A 25334-nucleotide genomic window follows, 5' to 3' on the forward strand; every position below is an offset into this window, starting at 1 on the left:
TCGAACCAGATCAAGCTGCATTATTACGATAGATGCAGCATGGAATAATTAAGGGGCCCTTTTTAGCCATTATAATAAAGTCTACTATATTTGTCGGTTGCGAAGCACTATCGTGAACAACTCATCAACAAAACACAGCAGTGATAAAACAGTCCTGTTACTGAGTCTATTTTATACTATAACTAACATTGCTGAGTTCGTGTCAGTTTTCATCTCATAACCATTTTAATAATAATCATAATGTCATGGTGCCTGTATGAACCCAATTAATATGTTTTTTCGTAAAACGACAATTGCAAACCGTTTATTAGGAATGTTGGCATTAGCAATCATTGCTACTGTTATCGTTTTCTGGTTTTCATTAACACGAGTTGAAAACGTGTTAATTAATGAGAAAGAAGCCAAACTGAATGCTTTGGTAGACATCGCTACCACCATCGCGGATAAATATTATCAAGATGCTCAGTCTGGAAGCCTGAGCGAAGATGAGGCCAAAGTCATGGCTTTGGCGGCAATTGATAAATTACGCTATTCAGGCAATGAGTATTATTTCAGTATTGATACTCAAGGGACGATGATCCAACATGCTTTTGCTAAGCAATTAGTCAATACCAAGGTATTAGCAATGCAAGATCCAAATGGCGTTAAGCTGTTTGAACAAATGATCCAACGTACCGAACAGCAGGATTCAGCACGAGTAGATTACATGTGGAACAAACCACAACAGGAACAACCTAGTCCAAAAATGTCAGTGGTCAAGCGTTTTAGGCCCTGGGGATGGATTATCGGGACGGGTATCTATGTCGATGATATTCAAAATGATAAAAATCAATTTATTACGCAATACTTATTGTTATTGGCTCTGGTTTGGCTGCCTGTCATCTTATTGCTGTTTTTTATCATTCGCAGTATTTCAGGGCCGATGATTGAAACCATTAGCGCGTTTAAAAATATTGCCAAGGGCGAGGGGGACTTGACCTTACGTTTGTCTGAAGAGGGTAATGATGAACTCAAACAAATCGCACATCATTTCAATGCTTTTATTGATAAAATCCAGAAAGTCATTATATCTGTCAGCCACTCGGTTGATGAGTCGAGTCGCTTAGCACAAAATATGTCGACGATTGCACAGCAGGCCAATCAAATCTCATCTAATGTACAAGCCGAAACTGAGAATGTGGCAACCGCGATAAATGAAATGTCGATGACCGCATCAGAAGTGGCTTCTAATGCGCAACTGGCAGCAGACAGTACCCACCATGCTGATAAAGAGGCAGACAAATCTGCTAACGTTGTTGATAATGCGATGAAAAAAATATCTGAATTATCCAGTGAATTAGCCGCGACAGAAGAGGTTGCTAAAGGCTTACAAGTAAGTTCAAGTAAGATTGGTCAAATTCTGGATGTGATTGTGGGAATAGCAGATCAAACTAATTTGTTAGCGTTGAATGCTGCCATCGAAGCCGCTAGAGCGGGAGAAGCTGGTCGAGGTTTTGCTGTTGTTGCTGATGAAGTTCGAACGCTTGCTAGCCGAACTCAAGCTTCAACAAGTGAAATTAATCTTATCATCGACGCAATCAGAAGTGCCATTGACAGTGTTAATGCTTCTGTTGCTAGGGCTAAAGTCAAATCATCTGAAACGGTCAATGAAACTCAACAAGTTGTAGTTGCGCTTGAAAATATTAAGTCTTCAATTGAGCAAATATCGCAAATGAATGTTCAAATAGCAGCAGCCACAGAAGAGCAAAGCACTGTTATTGGCGAACTGAATATGAATATTACTCGCATCAATGACATGTCGTTAGAAAATCGAACTCAGAATGAGCTCATTAACAAAGGCAGTATGGATATAGAACAAGGTGCTATTCAGTTACATCAACTTGTAGACCAATTTAAAGTAAAATAACCCGCCGTTAGTCAGGTTGGTTCTATAAGCCTGACTAGCTTCCGTTCGAGATAATGAATGATGCCCAAACAGCTCTTTATCTCACAGACTCTATAACTTACTATCGATGGTGTTTTCACTTGAAATAGCCATGTTATTGATATAGTAACTGACTGATGAAAAAATCATTATGAGTTAAATACATCGCAAGTTTGCGATAGCAGACTTGAAATAAATCCATTTTAGCGATTTATTTCACCTGTTCACTCAAGTTGAGGTTAATTATTCTCTCAGAAATAGATTGAATTATTTCAGCAGTACTAGTGTGATATTTGCACCATAATGTTGATGACATCTTGATATGAGATATTGTACTGGCGTGAGAGGTTAATTATCTTAGTTTTATAAGTTTGAATATGCTCTTGTTTAAGCAGGTTTACTTGTTTCTGCTCAACAATAGTATTGACCGTGTCTTGCAAGATTAATAAACGGCGCAAACTGAAATCCAACGAGTCGATATACGCTGTCATTTGCTGCTTATTACGGGCATTTTCAAGGTTTGTGGTAGTGCGTTGTTCGAAGTCTAACTCATCAAACGCATCCATCATTTTCTGTAAATTTAAATCTTCACTCATAAGTATGATTTTTTACGTTATTTTTATAAATTATATTCATTTTTATTGAATAAGTCACTCTTTAACTTGATTTGTGGGTATGTTGATATACTAAGTTAACGGTACTTTTTGAGTGTAATAATATATCGTTAACAATACTTGTTGAATATACTCATTCTCGGTAACCTAAGATTTTGATCTACAAGGAGGAGTCATGTTAGATCTATTGCCAGACTTATTTGATCACTACCCTGAACAATTGACGTTGTTGTCAAATCCATGGAAAGCATTCGGCGCAAAATCGATATTCTATGGTGAAGTCGTGACCGTTAAATGTTTTGAAGACAATTCAAAAGTAAAATCTGAATTAGCTAAAAAGGGTCACGGTAAAGTATTGGTTGTTGACGGAGGTGGCTCAACAAGACGTGCATTGCTTGGCGACATGATAGCCTTAAGTGCATGTGACAATGGTTGGGAAGGTATTATCATTAATGGTTGTATTCGTGACGCTGGAACCATTAACACCATGTTAATTGGTGTGCAAGCTTTAGGCGCTAATCCCATTAAAACTGACAAAAAAGGCGTAGGAGAGGTCAATGTCACAATTGAGATTGCTGGCATCAGTATTTCTCCTGGAATGATGATCTACGCAGATTTAAATGGTGTTGCTGTCAGTAGGCAGGCACTGGATTTAGCTATTTTAACTTAAAATAGCGACAGACAAGGAAGCAAAAATGAAACTAATAAAGTGGTTGTTAGCAATAGTGCTAACGTTAGTGATAGGTGTAACTGTCTACCTCACAATGTTTTTCGATTTAAATAATTTTAAACCGCAAATTGTCGATGCGGTAAAAAAACAAACTGGCCGTGATTTACAAATCAGCCAAGATTTAAGTTGGAGCGTGTTTCCATCTTTAGGCATCAAGCTTGGGGGCATTTCGTTATCGAACCCAAATGGGTTTACCCCAGCTTCGATGCTTGATGTTAATGAGGCCGTGGCTAATGTGGCGTTGATGCCATTATTTAGCCAACAAATTGAAGTTGATTTATTAAAGCTTGATGGCTTAACACTCAACTTAGTCACTCAAAAAGACGGCAAGACCAGTTTTGATGGTTTGACTGCTGAAACATCGGCAGAAAAACCGCAATCAACCTCAAGCAATTCAGAAGCGATGTCTTTACAGACCTTAGATATTGGCGGCATTGAACTTACCAATACGAATATCAATATTATTGATATGGCCAGCAATACCACTCAAACCTTCAGTCTAAAAAGTTTTACTTTAGGACAGTTCAGCCTAGGACAATTCGCTGATTTTGCTTACGAGTTTTCAGCGACACTGCCTGATATGCAGTTAGCGTCATCTGGGCAAGGCAACGTTAAAGTCGACCAAGCATTGCAGAATGTCACGATTAATGATTTTGACATGGTGCATAAAGCCCAAGGCGATAGCTTGCCAGGCAAAGCGATTACCGCAGAGCTGAGTACACAAATGACGATGGCATTAGATGCAAAAACCATTGAGCTGCAATTGACTAAAATGTCAGCTATGGACTTAGCTGCCACTGGCGATATTAAGATTAATTATGGTAATAGCATTCCTAAAATTGCGATGAATCTTGATGTTGGCGATATTGATGTCGATGCATTACTGCCAAAGCAAGAAGGCGATGCGAAAGAAACTGAGGCAACATCTGAAGCTGCGTCAACTCAAGAACCTGATTTATCGGCATTAAAGAGTATAGATTTAACTCTAAACTTAACCGCTAAATCAATTAAAGTCAGTAATATGTTAACGCAAAATTGGCAAATGAAAATGGCCATAAATAAAGGTGTATTAACGTTATCGTCGCTGACTGCCGATTTATATGAAGGTAAGCTAGTACTTAGCGCTAAGCTTGATGGTCGTAAAGCGGTACCAACTTATGTGTTTGATAAAAAATTAACTGGTGTGCAAATTCGTCCGTTATTAATCGATGCTGCTGAAGTGGATTTACTTTCTGGAACAGCGAGTTTTGAAGTTAAAGGCAGCGGTGCCAGTTTGATTGCTGATAATCTAAAAAACAATCTTAATGCAGAGGGGCAGTTTGAAGTAGCAGATGGCTCGTTGTATGGGGTTAACATTCCACAGATGATCCGTAGCGCGCAGCAAAAATTGAAAGGTGATTTATCGGCAGATAAGAAAGAAGAGCTGAAAACCGATTTTACCAGTTTGACCGGTAGTTTCACGATGAAAGATGCTGTTGTGACTAACCCTGATTTAGCGATGGCTTCACCGTTAATTCGCTTAAATGGTAAAGGCACAGCAAACATTGCCACCGAAGCGTTGGATTACACCTTAACAACCAGTGTCGTTGGGTCATTATCAGGACAAGGCGAAGCTGCTGATGAGTCACTGAAAGGTATCGACATTCCGTTAACTATCAAAGGTACATTCCAAGAGCCTAAGTTTGGCATTGATACCAAAGCGTTATTGGAAGGCCAATTTAAAGATGAGGCTGATAAAGCTAAAGAAAAGCTAAAAGAAGGATTGTTTAAGAAGCTTGGAATTTAAATCATCCATTAATGACAAGGGCTGTAGGTGCTTCGATATGAATAATACTACAGCCTTATTCAAAGCGGCTTTGTTACTGCTATACGGTTTGCAGTTAACTAACCTCAACTCGGTGTAAGAAGTGGGATATGTGAGTCGAAATGACAATATTTAGCCTATTTTATATCAAACTTGTCATTTGTTTTGCTAACAAGGCGCATTGGTACGTCAATAGCTAACCTATTGCAAGTCAATGCAACACAGTTAGCGAGACAAAGGACTGTTTTATAACCGTTTATTATCCCGAGTCGAGGTTATCTAGGCTAAAAATGGATAGTAATGTACAGTAATAACAGTATGGTTAGCCTAATCAAATTATTGAACACTGTGAACCAGTGGATTTATTAATGCTAATGTTATGCCATAAAAAAACGGACAAGTGTTCACTTGTCCGTTTTTTTATGGCTGAAATTAACTGAGTGTTTAACTCATACCAATAGCTATTTTAGCCTTTGTTCATTAATTGTGCCTTATTGGCAAAGCTAACTAGCTATTGGTCATAATCAATTTCAGTATCTGTCCTGGTTGGATCAATTTACTGTTTTGTAAACTGTTCCATTCGATTAACTCTGCAACGGTAACCTTATATTTAAGTGCTATACGCGCTAAAGAGTCACCTGATTGTACGCGATAGCTAACCGTTTTATCATTGCTTGCAGTGAGAGAGGCGACTTCATTAGGAAAAATAACTAATGATTTGCCAATGGCTAACGTGGATTGTTTTTTAAGATTATTCCACTTCATTAGTTGTGCGACGGTCACTTGCTGTGACTGCGCTATCTTCCATAATGAATCACCAGATTTAATGGTATAAGCTTGCTTGTTCGAGCTTGATTTAACCACGGTTCTACGCGCGAGTACTTGGTCTGCGGTCATGGTGACGAGATCGGGATCTTTTGCCGCAACAGGAATAATTAAAAAACGACCAGCAACAATATTATTGCCTTTAATACCGTTACTGCTTCTTATTAATGTTGCAGTGGTTTCAAATTGGTCGGCAATTTCACTGATGCTGTCACCAGATTTAATTTTATACCGAACCCAGTTAATACGGGAGTTTGGTTCAATAGTGGCTAATGCTCGTTTAAAGGATGCCGCTTTTTCACTAGGTACAATCAATTGATGTGGACCTTGTGGGGCGGTTGCCCAGCGCTTTAAACCTGGATTAATCGCTTTTAAATCATTTATGTCAATTTGAGCCAAATCAGCAGCTAAGTTAATGTCGAGTTGGCTTTCAATATTGACTACCTCTATCTGAGGTGAATTATCAATAGGGATTAAATTGATACCGTACTTGTCTGCATGTTTAATGACATCGGCCAATGCTAATAACTGAGGCACATAATGAGCCGTTTCCCGAGGCAGCGATAGTGACCAGAAATCTGTCGATTTTCCACGGGCTTGGTTATGTTTTATTGCATTGAATATTCGGCCTTCACCTGAGTTATAAGCGGCAATGGTATATAACCAATTGTGATCCATTTTGGCGTAGAGGTATTCCATTAAATCTAAAGCAGCTTTTGTCGATGAGGCAACATCACGGCGTCCGTCATACCACCAATTTGTCTTTACACCGAACGACATGGCCGTTGGCGCGGTTAATTGCCATAACCCCGAGGCATCACTTGGTGAATAGGCGAGTGGGTCAAAGCCACTTTCAACAATAGGTAACAATGCTAGCTCTAAAGGTAAATTGCGCTTTTTTAACTGTTCGACAATGTAATACAGATATGGCTGAGCACGTTGAGTCACGATTTCTAAATGCGTAGGATTCTCGATGTACCATTGGCGGTATTGAGCCACTAAAGCATTATCGACAACAGGAAAGCGCATTTGATTGCCGATCATGAGCCATAAATCGTTAACTTGAGCAACTTGTTCTTCAATTTGATCAAGGGTTACGGTCGCTGATTTTTTGTTTTTAGCGTTAGCTGTAACAGTGTGGGTTGTACTATCAGAACTTGGCTCTGCAGTATGGAGTGTCTGGCACCCCGTTATAGCCAGCATACTGCCAGCTATAATAATCAAGTTTGCTTTCATTTGAAGATACACTTCCTCAAGTTCTCAGGGCGTTAAAAAAAGGGCGAACATACCAAATGCCTATGAGACTCTTTTGGTCATGCTTTAGTTCAGTTTGGCATTGTAGATTAAATTATTTTGCATGTCTTATTAAAGTGTTTTCATGTTAATCTAAAATTGATTTTTCCATTCCCTTAACAATGTAAATGTCTGAATATCATCTATATTTGTTATTTTGTATTCTGTTGATATTGCGACTTGAGTCTCATTTAGATGACAACGTAGGAACGGGTTTATGGCTTTTTCTGTCGCGATTGTGCTAGGTATCGTTGGTATGTTTTGTGAGCGTAATTGGCCAACTTTGTGGGCATAATCAATCAACTGTGAATTATTTGGTGTGACATGTAAGGCGAAATCGACATTGGATTGTGTGTATTCATGAGCACAAAAGACTTGGGTTTGGTCGGGTAAGTTTGCCAGCATAGTTAACGATTGCAGCATTTGTGTCGGTGTGCCTTCGAATAAACGTCCACATCCGCCACTGAATAAGGTATCGCCACAAAATAATTTATCATCAATATAATAGGCAATATGACCTAAAGTATGCCCAGGAACTGCCATCACTTGGGTAAGCCCTAAATGAGGTATCTCAATATTTATATCCGATGAAACGGTTAAAGGATGGGTTAAACCATCGATAGGTTCGTTACTCGGACCATAAACAATAAGACGGTTGTTGAAGTGCTGCAGCAGTTGTTTTATACCGCCAGTATGGTCGCTGTGATGATGAGTAATGAGTATGCCGACTAAATTAAGTTCCGTTGTAGCTAGGTAATCGATAACACTTTGGCCGCAGCCAGGGTCAACTACATAAGCATCAAGGCTACTTGTTTGATGAATTAACCAGAGGTAGTTGTCATTAAAAGCTGGAATGGTATGAACGTTAAGCATAATCTGACTCGAGTGATGATTGACTATCTGTTAGGGTAACGGATATCGTTAAATAACTTCAAGTGAAGTTATCCTGAAAGTATCAATGATGGTTAGCTGAATATTAAATGAGCTATGGTAAAGTTGATGGGTTGAGAGAATATGACATTTTTGCAAAGTAATCGTTGGCGGGCTCCATGTTAAAACCCCTTATTTGGCAAGATTTACCTTTTGGTGAATTATTGCAAGCTGAGATTGAAGCAAAATTAGCCCCATGGTGGCCGCGAATATTTGGCTATCATTTACTTAAAGCAGGGGCGTTAAGTAGCCAGTTAAACAGTTTACATTGCAGCATAGCACGGCATTTTTCTGTTTATGATGGCGTTGATGCGAGTATTCAAGCCGATCCGCATCATTTACCTGTACAACAAAGTGCAATTGATGCGGTGTTAAGTTGTTTTCTTTTAGAATTTGAATCAGACCCTTATCAAATTTTACGAGAGTTCGACAGAGTGCTCATTAGCAGTGGTTATATTTTTATTGTTGGTTTTAATCCCATCAGTCCGGCTTTTATAGGCAAAATATTGCCCAAATATCAAACTCAGTTACCTTGGAACGGGCAGTTTTTTATGCCATCAAGAGTTAAAGATTGGCTTGGGTTACTGGGATATAAAGTACTAGCAGATGAACGGTTAATGTACCATTCGTTATTAGGGCACCGCGGAGTCAATACGCCTAATCAACCGAGCAAACCTCAACAAGCACCATTGTGGCAAAAAAGTATCGCCAACTGGCTACCTAGTACTGGCAGTGTTTACTTAATCGTGGCTCGAAAAATGACGACTCCACTTACACCGATTAAAGATAAGTCGAAGGTCAAAGCGCCTAACTGGTCAACGGCGCCATCGGCAGGTCGTACCGGGTTAACTCACACTCCGAGTATTGAGACCCAGACATTAAACAATTCAAAATCATAAAAAGTAACCTCAACTCGGTTTAAGAGATGAGGTCCGTAAGCCAAAATCAGAAGAGTTGAGCTATTTCATAGCAAAATATTACTTTTGCTACCAGGGCTGATGGAAGCGGTAATATCTAGCTTATTGCAAGTCAATGCACCCCGTTAGCGTAGCAAAGGACTTTTTGATAACCAGTGATTATCCCGAGCTAGAGTTAAATAGCGATGACCTCACTATTCTGGGTTATAACCGGTATCAGCTTGTCGAGGCTTAGCTTCAGCCGCTTTGCGTGCTAATACATCACAACGTTCATTTTCAATGTGGCCGGCATGGCCTTTTACCCAGTGCCAGTCGATCTTGTGTAATTGACTTACCGCATCTAGACGCTTCCATAAATCGACATTTTTAACTGGTTGTTTAGTTGAGGTTATCCAGCCCTTTTTCTTCCAACCATGGATCCAAGTCATAATACCTTGGCGCATATACTGGCTATCGCTGGTTAAAATAATATTACAGGGTTCGTATAAGGTTTCTAACGCGATAATTGGGGCTAAAAGTTCCATACGATTATTGGTTGTTAATGAGAATCCATCGGCGATTTCATGTTGTTGATGTTTATATTTCATTACCACGCCATAACCGCCAGGTCCTGGATTTCCTAAGCAAGAGCCATCAGTAAAAATATACAGCTGTTTGAGTTCGGCCATCAAGTTGTTACCATAGCGAAATATTCGCGCCAGTATACTCAATTTATACAAAGGCGAGGGCTGAATGAGTAAAAAATATGAACATTATTTCTAGTGCAAGTCGTCAAGTGATCCTCGATACCGAAACTACCGGTATGAACCAAGCGGGTGGACCGATTTATGTAGGCCATCGCATTATTGAAATTGGTTGTGTTGAAGTGATTAATCGTCGCTTAACAGGTCGAACGTATCACCAATATATTAATCCTGGTCAAGCGATTGATGAAGAGGCAATTCAAGTTCACGGTATTACCAATGACCGTGTTGCCAACGAACCGCGTTTTCATCAAATAGCCAAAGATTTTATCGATTTTATCGATGGCGCTGAAATTGTCGCTCATAACGCCAACTTCGACGTGAGCTTTATGGACCATGAGTTTTCAAAACTCAATCCAATTGGGCCTAAAACCAAAGAGATTTGCAGTATTCTCGACAGTTTAGCCATTGCAAAGCGTCTGCATCCAGGCCAAAAAAATAACTTAGATGCGTTGTGTCGACGTTACGGTATCGATAATGGCCGCCGTACTTATCACGGCGCATTACTCGATGCGGAAATTCTTGCTGATGTTTACTTAATCATGACAGGTGGACAAATTAAGTTTAATTTGTCTAATGAAAAAGCGGGTCAAGAAGGTGGCGGAATTAAAAATATCGATCCGGCGGCGTTTAATCTTAAAGTCGTTGGTGCATCAGCCGATGAAATACTATTACACGAACAACGACTTGATCTCATTGCGAAGTCAGGTAAATGTCTCTGGAGAGGGTAAACCAACCTTTATGAGTGCCACTCGCGCCGGTTATCTTGCTATTTCATGTTTATTGTTGCTGAGTCTTATCTTCGCTTGGCAACCTAATGCCCAAGCTGCAATGGTCAATGCATCGCAAGCAGCAGAACTTAAAAATCGTTTTCGAATCGATTATATGGTTGATCATTTAACGTTGGTTATCCAACGAAGCTATGGTTCTGCGCCTGTCGTGGTGATTTTACCTGATGGCAGCAAATGGTACTCAAATCGTCATCCTCAAACGGTAAAATGGGTAGATGGTATTGCTGCCGATATGATTTATATCGAAAAACCGATGCCAGGGCCTTGGCAGTTATTAGGCAGTGTGGTTGAAGGGTCGACAATACAAAAAATCTCTGCATTAGACATTGCTGTGCAACCATTACCGCAACCACTTTATCAGGGTGAAAGGTTAAAAGTTACAGCAAGACTCTTGGGTGATAATTTAACCATGAGAATGCCGGGTTTGGAGTATATGGTCGAATGGACTGCACGTTTTACCAGTGCGCATCTTCCAACTGACGACAATTTCGCAACGGGTACCATTATTGTCGGTGCTTATAAAGACAATGGTGAATTGTTGGACGAAACACCTGACGATGGCATCTTTACCGGAAGCCATAATTTACAACAACCTACCGGTCATTATGTACTCAATGTCACTGCACGAAATAATGTCTTTGAGCGTGAATATGTGATGCCGTTTGAGCTCTTGCCACAACCAATCAAAGTCAAAATGGTACCCAATAGCGATCCATTAAAAGGCATATGGCAGATACAGTTAACGGTTGATGAATCTGTGGTGAAATTAGCAGAAACTCATTTTGAGTTTGACTTAGTCGGCCCTGCTGGGTTGTTGCTGCCTATTACCTTGCAAACCATGACCAGTGCAGATCAAATTCTATACTTACCTAAAGTGACTGAGTTTGGCAGTTATCGTGTTAAAGGCAGTGTGGTTTCTACTACGGTTGATGGCCGAGAAATTGTGCTCAATTTACCTGAAATGTTTTTTAATTTAGTAGAGCCCCCTGCTCCAGTCCCAACAGTTGAAGAACTTGCTGAAAAAGCGGCCATTCAAGCAGAAATTGAAGAGCAAGTCGCTAAAGACGATGCGATGTTCTGGATTGTTACCATTAATGGCATACTTTTTTTCGTTGGTATTATTGGTTTGGTGATATGGCGTAAAAAACAAACGCTGGCAAAGGCGATGGCTGCGGCGGAAGAAAGGTTAAAGCAAAATCCAGTGAATGAAGATAAACCTAAAGACAGTATTCTAGAAAGCGTCGACTTAGATGATATTGATTTGAGTATGCCAGATGATAAAAACTAAGCCACTGAAGTGAGTGGTTTTTGTACTAAAACTTGATAATTGTACATTTTTTAACTAAATGAGCGAAAACAATTAAAAAACTGTTGACGATTAATTATCACAACTTTATTATTCATCGCACTTGTGTGGAGCGGTAGTTCAGTTGGTTAGAATACCGGCCTGTCACGCCGGGGGTCGCGGGTTCGAGTCCCGTCCGCTCCGCCATTCAAGTGACTGTTTACACTTAATAAAACAGATAATTTTTATACTATTGTTAGTTTTATTAAGTGTATACAAACCGTTTTGGAGCGGTAGTTCAGTTGGTTAGAATACCGGCCTGTCACGCCGGGGGTCGCGGGTTCGAGTCCCGTCCGCTCCGCCAAATAAGAAAAAAGCCTCTACAGAAATGTAGGGGCTTTTTTCTGTTCAAAAATCAACAGAATGTGTTATTCAGCCTAGAATGCAATACCTGCTAGATTATCAAATGTCAGCGCATTAATGTTATTCCATCACATATCAATAAAAACCGGCCTGTCACGCCGGAGGTCGCGGGTTCACTGTTTCAACATCAGCGTCCGCTCCGCCAAATAAGAAAAAAGCCTCTACAGAAATGTAGGGGCTTTTTTCTGTTCAAAAATCAACAGAATGTGTTATTCAGCCTAGAATGCAATACCTGCTAGATTATCAAATGTCAGCTCATTAGTGTTATTCCATCGCAGATCAATAGAAACCGGCCTGTCACGCCGGGGGTCGCGGGTTCACTGTTTCAACATCAGCGTCCGCTCAGCCAAATAAGAAAAAGCCTCTACAGAAATGTAGGGGCTTTTTTCTGTTCAAAAATCAACAGAATGTGTTATTCAGCTTAGAATGCAATACCTGCTAGATTATCAAATGTCAGTGCATTAATGTTATTCCATCGCAGATTAATAGAAACTGGCCTGTCACGCCGGGGGTCGCGGGTTCACTGTTTCAACATCAGCGTCCGCTCCGCCAAATAAGAAAAAAGCCTCTACAGAAATGTAGGGGCCTTTTTCTGTCTTAACATCAGCAAAATTGCTGTTTTAGCCTAGCCAATAATGTGGTACACATTACTGGCCATATGTTTTATGACTTATAGCTGGTTAACTAGAACGCGTAACTGACATTTAATTCTAGTGAGCGACCCGCACCAGCGATTTGTTGAAAACGGTTACTGTTGTCAGCCTTATATTCAGCAATACTCACACCGCCAAGTGGCAGTTGATAATACTCATCCAGTAAATTTTTCACTGCTATAGTCATTGTGGCATTTTGCCATTGGATATTACTGCTTAAGTTAAGCAGTGTGTAACTGTCAGTTGTGTTTTCTAAACGCTGTTCATCCACGCGGTCTTTACTCGCAACCCATAGCCAACTGAGACTATTTTGCCAATCGCCTAGCTGTTGTTGTAAAGCTAGCTTAGTTTGCAAAGGTTTTATTTGATACAGCGCTTGGTCATTGTCATCTCTTTCGCCGCGTGTGGCACTGATATTAGCGTTAAGGAGCCATCTACCACTGCGGTTTTCTGTTATTTGATATTCAGCATCTATGCGTGCACCAAACAAGGTCGCGTCCACATTTGCAAACTGTAAAATATGACGACGATTACTATCGATGCTTGTGCGATTAAAGCTGCTGACCACATTAGCGTCAATATAATTATTGATGTCGCTATACCAAGCTGTTGCACTAAATGCTAAATCATCTTGTACTCGCTTGTAAGCCATACTCAATGTATGTGCAGTTTCTGCTCTAAGGTCAGGGTTGCCTATGTAGCCGTTTGCATCGCCGTACCAGCCAATCATAGTCGTCGACATGGTGCTTTGGCCCCAACTGTATCGCTCATATAAATTTGGGGCGCGGTTCTTTCGGGCTAAACCAAGTTCTATCACTTCAGTATCACTGAGTTGATAGCGAGCAAGAAGGGTGGCATCGATGTTATTGTCATTGTGCTTTCGATATAGGCTATTAAATTCATCTGCGGCCATGGCATTAACATTGGTCATGCCCATCATACTCATAGTGTTATAAGGTTGAACCTCACCTGTGCTGGTTGATACGTATTCATAACGAACACCTGCAGACAGCCACCAACGAGTATTAAGTGTTTGTTGCCACTCGCCATAAAGTGCAGCACGTTGGCGTTCGCCATCATTGATATTGACGTAGTCATTGGGGCCCATCATGGTAGAACCTTCAATCGCTGGCCATGTATCATCAAGCTGATAAACATAATATTCTTGGCCAATTAATAATGTACTGTCTGAACTGATTGGCAGCAGCCAATGCAGTTGGTAACTGTAATCTTTACCCTTAGTTTCCATTGGCATCATGCCGATTTTTTCATCGCTAAAGAAACCCATCTCATGCTCGACATTGTGCCAGTTCGCTTGGGCAGTGAACTCGCCTTCGTTTTCCAGCGTTCGTTGATAGCGCACTAATGCGCCATAACTGTCATTATTCGTCATGTCCATATACTGGTTAGCGAAACCTTGAAAGGGGATATGTTGATGGGTCAATTTGACAGCAATTTGTTGGTTGTCATCTTGCCAAGCAGCAATTAATGCATGATTTTGTGATTGGTATAAGGTGTCTAGTACTTTATCGCCGTGGCCGTCGGTATAGCTGTTAGCGTCTTCAAATGATCCTTGGTAACTAAAGCTTAATGTTTTGCTTGTAACAGTGGCATTTACACCTGCGAGAATAGCGTTGTTGGTACTTCGGTAACCACTAGATATGTTACCACTTTGCCATGTCACATTGTCGCTATCGGTAAATACAGGGGTTAAGCTATTGACGTTAATTACGCCAGCAATGTTATCGCCACCGGCGCTCACCGGAGAGACTCCAGCAACCACTTGGGTCGAACTAATGTGATTGGCTGACACATAAGAAAGTGGCGGGTTCATCTGGTTTGCACATGATGAGGTAATATCACTGCCATCAATGAGCACCTTAATGCGATCGCCCATCATGCCATTTAAAATCGGTAATGCCGATACGCCACCTGCTTCAGAAAAGTCTACTCCTTGCTTTTCAAGTAAGCTTTGGGCTGAGCCGAGTAAGTCTTTGTTAGTCGTGTTTTGTCCATGTACTTCAACCCGCTCAATGCCTTCACTATTTTGCTTATCGTACTGCTCAGCCATTACTTGAGGTGTAATAGCAAACATTATAGTCAATGAAATTGATGAGTAAACCCATGGGTAATTTGTATTTGATTTAATGGTTTGGATTGCTTTATTTGCCAACGTCATCACCTTTATTGTTATTTTTATCAACCTTTGATGAATATATTTCAAAGGTGTTTGTCAGTTTTTTGAAATTATAATCTACTAATAAATATGATGAATGCGACATAGTGTCGCACCTTGATAAATACCTGTCTGTGGTGATGGATGAACCATGGGGATATCAATAACCTCATATTAGTTTCTGGTATGTGGATTGATAACTTTTGTATGAAATGATTATTTTAGTGCTTGTTATTTAGCGACAAGCTTGCTTATACTGCGGGACATCTTGTCGGAGTGCCATTATGGCTGAGACCGTTTATTCGGGATCCGTTGAACCTGATCAGGCTAGAACCTGCGAAGGAAACAAGCGTAATAATCATGATAGTTGGGAAGATAAATAACGTATTAACAAGACCGTAAATGGACGTTTACCTCCGAGTTTTTTATCGGTTTATATATCCAGTTACGTTATTACTTTAGTATTTTTCTATGTGATTATTGACGTAAGCAATAGTATTTTTATCGTTTACTGCTGCTATCAACACCTCTCCAGACAAGCAACTCTACTCTTAATATTGAGGTTGCTAATGTCAAATCCAAACCGTCGTCAAACTCGAGCTAACGCTCAACAATTTATTGATACTCTTAAACCGTTACAACATCCTAATTCAGAAAAAGTCTATTTAACCGGTAGTCGTGCTGATATCAACGTCGCTATGCGCCAAGTGAATCAAACTGATACCGTCATTGGTGGTACTGACGCTGAACCCATTAAACAAGCCAATCCGCCGATAATGGTTTATGACTGTGCGGGTGCTTATTCTGATCCCCTTGCTGATATCAACGTGCGTGAAGGTTTACCTAAAATCCGTCAAGCATGGATTGATGAGCGACAAGATACTGAGCAATTAACGGGTGCAAGTTCGGGCTTTACCCAACAGCGGCTGGCCGATGATGGACTCGATCATTTACGCTTTGACGCCCTTGTCGCGCCTAAACGTGCCAAGTCTGGCAAATGCGTGACCCAAATGTATTATGCTCGTCAAGGTATTATTACCCCCGAAATGGAATACATTGCCATTCGTGAAAACATGGCTCGCGCTGAAGTAACCGATAGCGTATTGACTCAAAAAGCGCCAGGTGAGGCTTTTGGTGCGCATATTGGGCAACTTATCACTCCTGAGTTTGTCCGTGATGAAGTCGCTCGAGGTCGAGCGATTATTCCGTTGAATATTAACCATCCTGAAACCGAACCTATGATTATTGGGCGTAATTTTTTGGTGAAGGTGAATGCCAATATTGGTAATTCAGCGGTGACATCTTCGATTGAAGAAGAAGTTGAAAAACTGGTGTGGTCAACCCGTTGGGGTGCAGATACGGTCATGGACTTGTCGACCGGACGTTATATTCATGAAACGCGTGAGTGGCTTATCCGTAATTCGCCAGTGCCAATTGGTACCGTGCCGATTTATCAAGCATTAGAAAAGGTTAATGGCGTTGCCGAAGACCTCAGTTGGGCAGTATTTAGAGATACATTGATTGAACAAGCCGAGCAGGGCGTAGATTATTTTACGATTCATGCTGGGGTGTTATTGCGTTATGTACCCATGACCGCTAAACGCCTTACCGGCATTGTGTCACGTGGCGGTTCAATTATGGCTAAGTGGTGTTTAAGCCACCATCAAGAAAGTTTCTTATATGAACATTTTCGTGATATTTGCCAGATTTGCGCCCAATACGATGTGTCATTGTCGTTAGGCGATGGTATGCGCCCCGGTTCAATTGCCGATGCCAATGATGAAGCGCAATTTGCGGAATTAGAAACCTTAGGTGAATTGGTCAAAATTGCATGGGAATATGATGTGCAAACCATCATCGAAGGCCCTGGTCATGTGCCAATGCAATTGATTAAAGTCAATATGGAAAAGCAATTGGCCCTTTGTGACGAAGCACCATTTTATACCTTAGGCCCACAAACAACCGATATTGCGCCGGGCTATGATCACTTCACCTCTGGCATCGGCGCTGCCATGATGGCTTGGTACGGCGTGGCGATGTTGTGTTACGTCACCCCCAAAGAACACTTAGGTTTGCCAAATAAAGAAGATGTAAAACAAGGCTTAATTGCCTACAAGATTGCAGCTCATGCTGCTGATGTCGCTAAAGGTCATCCAGGTGCGCAAGTACGTGATAATGCGTTATCAAAAGCCCGCTTTGAATTCCGTTGGGAAGATCAATATAACCTAGGTCTTGATCCTGATACCGCTCGTGCTTACCACGACGAATCGTTACCACAAGAATCGGCAAAAGTGGCTCACTTTTGTTCAATGTGTGGGCCTAAATTCTGTTCGATGAAAATAACCCACGAAGTGCGTGAATATGCCGCGAATCTTGAGCAAGCTGAAGCACTTAAGATTGAAGTCTCTTCCGCTAGTGCTTATCAAGCTCAACATACAGCTCAAGCCATAAATCCGGCGGAAGCGATGGCACAAAAGTCGGCAGAGTTCAAAGCGTCGGGATCGGCGCTTTATCATGACGTCAAATCTGTCGCACAAGTTGATACTGACTTAACGGTTGAGGTGGAATAATCGCCATGAATTCATCGACATTTGTCAGTGAATCCATAACGCAAACCCCACCCATTGTCTGGACCATAGCGGGTTCAGACAGTGGTGGTGGGGCGGGGATTCAAGCTGATTTACTCACCATACAAGACTTGTCGTGTCACGGGTGTAGCGTGATAACCACTTTAACCGCACAGAACTCAGTCAGTGTGAGTCTTGTTGAAACCGTTTCTGAATCCATGTTGTTGGCTCAGTTCAGCAGTTTACTTGCCGATCTGCCGCCAGTGGCGATTAAAATTGGCCTGTTGGCATCCCAAGCACAGGTGGACATATTAGCTGGCTGTTTAGCTCAAATGCGTGCTACTCAGATGATGGTACCTTTTGTGGTGCTTGATCCTGTCATGGTCGCCAGTAGTGGTGCGCACTTTAATCCTATCGAACTCGATTTTAGTCCTCTCATTGGCTTAATTGATTTACTAACGCCTAATCAGCACGAATTGAAACGTTTATGTTCTCAGTATGCGTTCGCGCAATATTGTGATGTCGATAACAAGGTTGCTCAGCAACAGCAAATGATCTGCGATGCCAAATTGTTATCCGATACATTTAAATGCAATGTGCTCGCTAAAGGCGGTGATGCTCAATGGCAGCAACAATATGCAATAGATGTATATGTGAGTAAAAGCGTTAAAGGTGCCAGTATTACACACAGTAATGCGGTGTTTATGCTAAGTAGCCAGCGGATAGCAACCACCAATAATCATGGCAGTGGTTGCACATTATCATCTGCAATAGCGTGTTTTATTGCCCATGAGTTCGTTATTCATGATGCTATTGTGCTGGCAAAAGCCTACGTCAATAAGGGACTCACTTTAGGCGTAAGCCTTGGTCAAGGACCTGGTGTCTTAGCCCGTACTGGTTGGCCTGATGATTTAGGCATGATGCCATCAATCAAGTTGGTATCTTCTGAGCATCTCGCTGATGATTCGTGCAAGCAAGCTGCACCGAATGGTTTTAAATCGCTGCATCAACCCTTGGGGATTTATGCTGTTGTAGCTGATATCGATATGCTTAAACAATTGTTAAAAGCGGGCTGTAAGACGGTTCAATATCGTGCCAAGTTAGCTATTAATATCGATACTGATGACAGCCATGTATTACAAGGATTAACACTTGAAGCCAATATCATTGAGGCCATCAAACTCGGTCGCGAATATCATGCTCAGTTGTTTATTAATGATCATTGGCCACTGGCGATTAAACACGGTGCGTTTGGGGTTCATTTAGGCCAAGAAGATATGGCAACTGCAGATTTAATCGCGATAGCGGCAACAGGAATGGCGTTAGGGTTATCGAGTCACAGTTATTTTGAAGCCTTATTAGCCCACCAATGTTCGCCTTCATATATTGCTCTTGGGCATATTTTTGCTACCACGACCAAGCAAATGCCTTCCGCGCCTCAAGGGCTCAGTAAACTTAAACGTTATGCCAGTTTATTTGCGCGCCATTATCCTACCGTTGCTATTGGCGGGATCGATCTCAGTAATTTGGCGTTGATTGCGGATACCGGCGTTGGTGATGCTGCTGTTGTTAGAGCGGTGACTACTGCTGACGATCCGGCGAAAGCTTATCGAACTTTGCATCATAAGTGGTTGCAGCTTACCCGACCTTTACCTAAAGCCAATTTATCTCAGGAGGGCGTATGAGTACTTTATCTGATCGAGATTATATTCAGTATTCGCGCACCATGTTACTGAGCGATATTGGAGAAGCTGGGCAGCTTGCAATTATGAATAGCGCTGTAGTGATCATCGGTGTTGGAGGCTTAGGGCATTTAGTGGCGCATTATCTAGCTGCCGCGGGTGTTCAGAAAATACTGTTAATTGATCATGATGCGGTTGAATTATCCAATCTACCAAGGCAACTCCTGTTCAGGGCCGCTGATATTGGCAAAGCCAAAGTCAGCATTGCAAAAAATGTGCTTAGTAGCGCTTACCCTGAAATCACCATCGATGTGCTAGCACAACGAGTTACATCAGCGCATTTTAATCAGCTTGTTAAACGATTTACCGTAAAACCTGTGGTGTTTGATTGCACTGATAATGTGAGTGCGAGGCAACTGATAAACCAAATGTGTGTACAGCATCAGTTAACCTTGGTTAGTGGTGCTATCAGTGCATATCAGGGGCAATTATTTTGTATCGATTTTTCCCACACACATTCGCATTCATACAGCGGTTGCTATTGTTGTTTATATCCACTTGATACCCCCATTATGCAAAATTGTACTCAAACTGGAGTGCTAGGGCCTGCTGTGGGTATTATCGCCAGTATGCAAGCGCTGGTGGGCCTTCAGCACATCTGCAATACCTTTACCCAATACGGTGTTCTACATCGATTTAATGGTAAGGATTTACGCTGGCAGCATGCCCAAATGAGTCAAGACCCACAATGTGAAGTATGTCATCAATATCCATTAACTGATCATCAGGAGCGGTCTAATGTCACAAACTGATCCCCTCGAGCTAATAACCCTGCACCTTAATGGTGTCGAGCAACATGTTCGGGCCAATTTGAATTTGGCTGAACTACTTATACTCAGCGATTTACCCACTCAAGGAGTGGCTATCGTGGTCAACGATACTGTTGTGCCTCGAAGTCGTTGGATGCATATAGTGTGTCAAGCCGATGACAATATCACCGTCTTTTCTGCCGTTGCTGGAGGTTAATGATGTTAACGATAGCCGATCATCAATTTTCGTCTCGGTTACTCACCGGAACGGGAAAATTTTCAGATCACAATACAATGTTACAAGCGATAGCAAGTTCTGGGTCGCAGTTAGTCACCTTAGCGATGAAGCGGATTGATTTGACTCGCGGCCATGACAATTTACTCGGTCCTTTGCAAAGTATGGGGGTTAAATTATTACCCAATACCGCTGGTGCGCGTAATGCCAAAGAAGCCATTTTTGCTGCTGAACTCGCTTATGAAATGTTGGGCACTAAATGGATTAAACTTGAAATTCATCCCGATCCCAAATACCTCATGCCCGATCCAATTGAAACATTGATTGCGGCTCAATATTTATGCGAACAAGGTTATATTGTTATGCCTTATGTGCATGCCGATCCAGTATTGTGTCGTCGCTTAGAAGAAGTTGGTTGCGCTGCGGTTATGCCACTCGGCAGCCCAATAGGCAGCAATCAAGGCTTAGCGACGGAAACATTCTTAAGCATTATTATTGAACAGGCCAATATTCCGGTAATAGTAGATGCCGGCATTGGCGCACCTTCACAAGCTTGTAGAGCTATGGAAATGGGCGCAGCAGCAGTATTGGTAAATACCGCGATTGCAAGTAGTGCCAATCCCCAACAAATGGCTAAATGTTTTGCTGATGCAGTTGCAACAGGAAGACAAGCATATCTTGCTGGATTAGGGGCAGTGAACAACCATGCTAACGCGACCAGTCCTTTGACCGGATTCTTGTCAGAACCATCAATCAATTCGCTTGCAAAGTCAGTGAATGGTAAGGGGGGCTAACATGACGTATTCAAGCGTATTTTCGCAATTAGCCCCTGATGCGTTATCGATGAAGCTGTATTCGACTACCGCCAAAGACGTTGAGCGGGCTTTGAAAAATCCAAGCGGTAATCTTGATAGCTTGTTGGCATTATTATCTCCAGCCGCAATGGCATATATTGAACCGATGGCGCAGCAAGCCGCTCAGCTGACTCGGCAGCGATTTGGTGCCAATATCGGCCTTTTCTTACCCTTATATTTATCAAACTTATGCGCCAACGAGTGCGATTATTGTGGCTTTAGTATGAGTAACAAGGTCAAGCGTAAAACCCTTAATAGTGATGAACTAGCAGCCGAAATGGCGATTATTAAACAACGAGGCTTTGATTCGATATTATTAGTGTCTGGTGAGCATGAAACTAAAGTTGGAATGGGGTATTTTGAGTCGGTGTTACCACTCGTTAACACGGCTTTTAATTATGTAGCAATGGAAGTTCAACCATTAGAAACTGAACAGTATCAGCGTCTTGGCAAATTAGGTGTTGATGCCGTTATGGTATATCAAGAAACCTATCGTCCACATACTTACGCTCAACATCATACACGCGGTAAAAAACAAGATTTTATCTATCGTTTAGATACCCCAGACAGAGTTGCTCAAGCGGGAATTGATAAAATTGGCCTAGGTGTATTACTTGGATTAGATGATTGGCGACTCGATGCATTGTTAATGGGGCATCATCTTGATTATTTGGAAAAAACCTATTGGCGCAGTCGCTATAGTATTTCATTACCTCGTTTACGTCCGTGTACTGGCGGTATTACACCAAAAGTTGAATTAACCGATGCAGGATTAGTGCAAATGATCTGTGCGTTTAGATTGTTTAACTCTCAACTTGAAATCAGTTTATCAACGCGTGAGCTGCCGTCGCTGAGGGATAATTTACTGCCATTAGGGATTACCCACATGAGTGCAGGAAGCTCAACTCAACCTGGTGGTTACATGGCACCTGACAGTCAACTTGATCAATTTGAAATCAGTGATAACCGCTCTGTTGAACAGGTTATTTCACAAATTAAATTACGAGGGATGAATCCAGTATGGAAAGATTGGGAGATGGGTTGGGTTAACGGCTAACTTTTGTTTGAAAACTGTACATATTAGTCGGTTTAGGCCATAATAAATCGACTTTTTTAAAATCAGGAGCAGTATTATGCAAGTTCAATCAGCCTATGCGTCAGGTATGCAGGGATTGCAAAGTGCTCAACAAGGTTTAGCGCAAGCAACAACATCTGTTGCGATGCCAGATCAACAAAAACCGGCTGTGTCTATTTCACCAAGCCAAGATACTGTGACCTTAAGTTCTCGTGCTGTTGGGCAAACTGACACAACATCAGCTTTAGTGTCTGCGACTGAATCATCCAACCAAGCTCAAGCATCTGCTAAAGTGATTGAAGTAGCTTCTGAGACTGTTGGCAGTTTGATTGATATTGAAGTGTAATTATGAATGCGGCGATGGTTTCTGCAAACACTGGGTCAGTTAATAATACTGCCCAACTTAACCACCGCAATTCATTGTCCACGCCGCAAGCTCAACCACATGCACAAGCAATCAATAGTGTTCAAACAACAAATAGGATTCAAGTCAGTAACCCTCGATCTGCCCCCACTATTTCTGTAGACATTCAATCTGGAAATATCCAGTCAGGTTCAGTTAAAAACAGCTCGCTCAAATCCAGTTCATTTCAAACTACGGTCTCATCAACAGCGGCGTTTAAGGTACCGATAGACCTTAAACCCACTATAAGCACAGATACTCAGCATAACTCTACATCTAGCTTAACTGCGAGCAATGAAACCAAGTCTCAAAAAATTATAGTTGCTGATACATTCAATAGTTACAGCTTAAAAAGTGGTCCACTTAATCTTACTGGAGTATTAAATCGTTCACCTACTCCAATCCAGGCAACTGATACCGTTGCTGGGACATTTGTGAGTACAGATACACCAGCCGCAACGAGTAATGGTGAAGCCGTTAATGCTCAACAGCCAGTAGTTAATATGTTTACTCAGCCATCTGATACTTCAGCTGTAGCGACAAATAGTACGGACCAAAATTCATCAGTGGATGATCCGTCAGTCAATGCAGAATCTCAAACATCAAACCGTCAAGCTGAAACAGCAGCTCAACAAGTTGAGCAACAGGTAAAAGAAAAAAAACAACAAATTGAACAAGCTGAAATTAAACAAATTGATCAACTGGCACAACGAGATACCGAAGTTAAAACCCACGAACAAGCCCACGCAGCAGTGGGAGGCAGTTTGGCACAAAGCCCGAGTTATCAATATGAAAAAGGCCCCGATGGACGTCGCTATGCGGTGGATGGTGAGGTCAATATCGATGTGTCTACTGTTGATGGTGATGCGCAAGCAACGTTAAGTAAAATGCAGAAAGTGTATGCCGCTGCGATGGCGCCAGTACAGCCGTCAATGGCTGATATTCGTGTGGCGGCGCAAGCATTACAAAACATGAATGAAGCAAAGAAAGAGTTAATAACAAGTAATTCAGATGCTTTGTCATCAACAACAACGAATACTTCCATATCGCAAAACAGTCAAACTTTAACCAATGATCCTCTTAATGCTGATGATTCAAACATGAGTTTATTGTCTCCAAATCGTTCATTATCAGCAGAACAGCGTCATTCTACTATGGCAAACGACACTGCAGCAGTTGACGATTCAACTAGTCAGTCTCTACCTTTCCCAGAACGTTATTCACAACAGCATCAATCCATCGAAATCTACGTGTAGTTTTTTTCGATGTCTCTGCAGTATGCATTCAACACCAACTAAATTCGATAATTTAGCGATGGTAAATTATCTGAATTCGATATTAACGACTTAATCAGAACTTGGCTGAACGCATCCTAGTATCGCAAGCCAAATCATAATGCTCTATGTATATTTTGCCAAATGAGCTAATTTATATGGATGCTAAGATGTTTAATTGAAAGTGCAGGGAACAATGATTTTTCAGCGATTTGTGCAAGATAAGGATTCACGAGCATGACAAAAATCATGTGTTATGTAGAAGCTGACTTGAATAAGTCGCCATATTGATTAAATATCTACAACACCAAATCTAAGTAAACTTTTTTATACTGATAATCAGCCATTAAAAGGTAAGTTATGCTGTTTTAAAATTAAGCTTTCTAATAACTTACAAGCAGGGCCTTGCTGATCGCGATTAGGGACAACCAGATTCAATATTGCTTTTCGATTATTACCTCCACGCAAATGAAGACGGATGAGTTGTTTATTTTGCAATTCTTGCTGCACAACAAAGTTCGGGATCCAACAAAAGCCAATGTTACGCGCTAAAATCGATTTTGCCTCATGAAAGTTTGATACCGTCCAACGTTGTTCCGCTTTAAGCCAACCAATATCATTGGTTGCATTTATTCCCGTATCTTTAATCACAATTTGTAAATGCTGGGCTAACTGCTTGTCATCATCAATGCGTTCTAATTGCGCAAGCGGATGGTCTGGATGACACACAAGTTCAAAATTTAATTCACATAATGGCTCTGCAATATGGCCTTTGGGTGGTGTAGCGCAAATAGCAATGTCGACTTCATTATTAAGCACAAGTTCATGAGTACCAGTGATCACCGAGTCGATAATCGTTACCCTTGTACCACGACTTTGAGGTAAAAATTCGTCTAGAGCTGCCACTAGAGTGTCCATCGGATAAATGATTTCTCTGGCAATGGTAAGGTTAGGTTCCCAACCTTGTCCTAAATTTGAGGCTAATTGTTCTAGCTCTTCAACCGATTGAGTTAAATGACGAGAACGACGTAATAACACTTCTCCTTGCTCGGTTAAATAGGCTTTGCGGCCTTTTACTTCGAGTAAGTTAATCCCCAGTTGATGCTGCAACTTGGCCACCGCATGGTTTAGTGACGATTGGCTCTTGTTGAGCTTTTCTGCAGCCTGAGCATAGCCTCCAAAATCAACGACAGCTTGGACAATTCGCCATTGTTCTAAGGTTGATTTAGCTCGGCTCATTAAGTGTTCTCTTTATTGTTGAGTAAAAATGATGGAAAATCATAGCTTTGTTTGAAATAAAAAAGGCAAATGCACTGCATTTGCCTCA

The 25334-nt window shown here is 41.4% G+C and carries 20 protein-coding genes, 2 tRNA genes and 1 riboswitch; of the genes, 16 read left to right on the plus strand and 6 right to left on the minus strand.

Annotated features, from left to right (window positions below; translation table 11 throughout):
• Positions 1 to 256: 256 nt before the first annotated feature.
• Positions 257 to 1906 (plus strand): methyl-accepting chemotaxis protein, encoded by a 1650-nt coding sequence (locus CXF88_RS11725; RefSeq protein WP_101086996.1) that lies wholly within the window; start codon positions 257 to 259, stop codon positions 1904 to 1906.
• Between the two features lie 299 nt (positions 1907 to 2205).
• On the opposite strand, the gene CXF88_RS11730 is transcribed toward CXF88_RS11725, so the two are convergent.
• Positions 2206 to 2520, minus strand: a complete 315-nt coding sequence (locus tag CXF88_RS11730) for a hypothetical protein (RefSeq protein WP_101086997.1) — start codon at positions 2518 to 2520, stop codon at positions 2206 to 2208.
• A 193-nt stretch (positions 2521 to 2713) separates the two neighbouring features.
• Here CXF88_RS11730 and CXF88_RS11735 point away from each other — a divergent pair, with 193 nt between their 5' ends.
• Together CXF88_RS11735 and CXF88_RS11740 are read left to right on the plus strand one after the other, a co-directional pair.
• Positions 2714 to 3208, plus strand: coding sequence for a putative 4-hydroxy-4-methyl-2-oxoglutarate aldolase (locus tag CXF88_RS11735; protein WP_101086998.1), 495 nt, complete (start codon positions 2714 to 2716; stop codon positions 3206 to 3208).
• Between the two features lie 25 nt (positions 3209 to 3233).
• A complete protein-coding gene (locus tag CXF88_RS11740; RefSeq protein WP_101086999.1) occupies positions 3234 to 5054 on the plus strand; it encodes an AsmA family protein in 1821 nt (606 codons plus the stop codon).
• Between the two features lie 525 nt (positions 5055 to 5579).
• On the opposite strand, the gene CXF88_RS11745 is transcribed toward CXF88_RS11740, so the two are convergent.
• Positions 5580 to 7133: a LysM peptidoglycan-binding domain-containing protein gene (locus CXF88_RS11745; protein WP_101087000.1), complete on the minus strand. Its 1554-nt coding sequence runs from the start codon at positions 7131 to 7133 to the stop codon at positions 5580 to 5582.
• Between the two features lie 150 nt (positions 7134 to 7283).
• Positions 7284 to 8063 carry a hydroxyacylglutathione hydrolase gene (gene gloB, locus CXF88_RS11750; RefSeq protein ID WP_101087001.1) on the minus strand — a complete coding sequence of 260 codons (780 nt, stop codon included), beginning with the start codon at positions 8061 to 8063 and terminating at the stop codon, positions 7284 to 7286.
• A 176-nt stretch (positions 8064 to 8239) separates the two neighbouring features.
• On the opposite strand from gloB, the gene CXF88_RS11755 reads away from it, so the two are divergent.
• Complete coding sequence (locus CXF88_RS11755) at positions 8240 to 9019, plus strand: methyltransferase domain-containing protein (protein ID WP_101087002.1); 780 nt, start codon at positions 8240 to 8242, stop codon at positions 9017 to 9019.
• A gap of 212 nt (positions 9020 to 9231) precedes the next feature.
• Here the strand turns inward: CXF88_RS11755 and rnhA are convergent, their stop codons facing one another.
• Entirely contained in the window at positions 9232 to 9705 is a 474-nt protein-coding gene (gene rnhA / locus CXF88_RS11760) for a ribonuclease HI (protein ID WP_101087003.1), read from the minus strand.
• Between the two features lie 77 nt (positions 9706 to 9782).
• Here rnhA and dnaQ point away from each other — a divergent pair, with 77 nt between their 5' ends.
• From dnaQ to CXF88_RS11780, 4 genes are all read left to right on the plus strand, one after another.
• Positions 9783 to 10511, plus strand: a complete 729-nt coding sequence (dnaQ, locus tag CXF88_RS11765) for a DNA polymerase III subunit epsilon (RefSeq protein ID WP_101087004.1) — start codon at positions 9783 to 9785, stop codon at positions 10509 to 10511.
• Between the two features lie 10 nt (positions 10512 to 10521).
• Positions 10522 to 11859, plus strand: a complete 1338-nt coding sequence (locus CXF88_RS11770; RefSeq protein WP_101087005.1) for a TIGR03503 family protein — start codon at positions 10522 to 10524, stop codon at positions 11857 to 11859.
• A gap of 127 nt (positions 11860 to 11986) precedes the next feature.
• Positions 11987 to 12063 (plus strand) — tRNA-Asp (locus CXF88_RS11775).
• Positions 12064 to 12143: 80 nt separating this feature from the next.
• Positions 12144 to 12220 (plus strand) — tRNA-Asp (locus CXF88_RS11780).
• A 743-nt stretch (positions 12221 to 12963) separates the two neighbouring features.
• Here the strand turns inward: CXF88_RS11780 and CXF88_RS11785 are convergent.
• The gene (locus CXF88_RS11785) at positions 12964 to 15111 is read right to left on the minus strand and encodes a TonB-dependent receptor (protein ID WP_101087006.1); all 2148 of its coding nucleotides are present in this window, start codon (positions 15109 to 15111) and stop codon (positions 12964 to 12966) included.
• Between the two features lie 259 nt (positions 15112 to 15370).
• A riboswitch (TPP riboswitch) is annotated at positions 15371 to 15470 on the plus strand.
• Positions 15471 to 15677: 207 nt separating this feature from the next.
• Here CXF88_RS11785 and thiC point away from each other — a divergent pair.
• The 8 genes from thiC (at position 15678) to CXF88_RS11825 (ending at position 23989) form a co-directional block, all read left to right on the plus strand.
• Positions 15678 to 17678, plus strand: a complete 2001-nt coding sequence (gene thiC, locus CXF88_RS11790; protein ID WP_101087007.1) for a phosphomethylpyrimidine synthase ThiC — start codon at positions 15678 to 15680, stop codon at positions 17676 to 17678.
• Between the two features lie 5 nt (positions 17679 to 17683).
• Positions 17684 to 19360: a bifunctional hydroxymethylpyrimidine kinase/phosphomethylpyrimidine kinase gene (locus CXF88_RS11795; RefSeq protein ID WP_101087008.1), complete on the plus strand. Its 1677-nt coding sequence runs from the start codon at positions 17684 to 17686 to the stop codon at positions 19358 to 19360.
• The gene (locus CXF88_RS11800) at positions 19357 to 20169 is read left to right on the plus strand and encodes a HesA/MoeB/ThiF family protein (RefSeq protein ID WP_101087009.1); all 813 of its coding nucleotides are present in this window, start codon (positions 19357 to 19359) and stop codon (positions 20167 to 20169) included. Before CXF88_RS11795 ends, CXF88_RS11800 begins: the two co-directional genes overlap by 4 nt.
• Positions 20156 to 20383 carry a sulfur carrier protein ThiS gene (thiS, locus tag CXF88_RS11805; RefSeq protein ID WP_101087010.1) on the plus strand — a complete coding sequence of 76 codons (228 nt, stop codon included), beginning with the start codon at positions 20156 to 20158 and terminating at the stop codon, positions 20381 to 20383. The genes CXF88_RS11800 and thiS overlap by 14 nt, the downstream gene beginning before the upstream one ends.
• Positions 20384 to 20385: 2 nt before the next feature.
• Complete coding sequence (locus CXF88_RS11810; protein ID WP_101087011.1) at positions 20386 to 21195, plus strand: thiazole synthase; 810 nt, start codon at positions 20386 to 20388, stop codon at positions 21193 to 21195.
• 1 nt (position 21196) lies between these two features.
• Positions 21197 to 22312: a 2-iminoacetate synthase ThiH gene (gene thiH / locus CXF88_RS11815; protein ID WP_101087012.1), complete on the plus strand. Its 1116-nt coding sequence runs from the start codon at positions 21197 to 21199 to the stop codon at positions 22310 to 22312.
• A 76-nt stretch (positions 22313 to 22388) separates the two neighbouring features.
• Positions 22389 to 22676, plus strand: a complete 288-nt coding sequence (locus CXF88_RS11820; RefSeq protein WP_101087013.1) for a chemotaxis protein — start codon at positions 22389 to 22391, stop codon at positions 22674 to 22676.
• A gap of 2 nt (positions 22677 to 22678) precedes the next feature.
• Positions 22679 to 23989, plus strand: coding sequence for a putative metalloprotease CJM1_0395 family protein (locus CXF88_RS11825; protein ID WP_101087014.1), 1311 nt, complete (start codon positions 22679 to 22681; stop codon positions 23987 to 23989).
• A 357-nt stretch (positions 23990 to 24346) separates the two neighbouring features.
• Here the strand turns inward: CXF88_RS11825 and CXF88_RS11830 are convergent, their stop codons facing one another.
• A complete protein-coding gene (locus CXF88_RS11830) occupies positions 24347 to 25246 on the minus strand; it encodes a LysR family transcriptional regulator (protein WP_101087015.1) in 900 nt (299 codons plus the stop codon).
• Between the last annotated feature and the right edge of the window lie 88 nt (positions 25247 to 25334).

The sequence above is a fragment of the Shewanella sp. ALD9 genome, assembly GCF_002836315.1.
Lineage (GTDB): Bacteria > Pseudomonadota > Gammaproteobacteria > Enterobacterales > Shewanellaceae > Shewanella.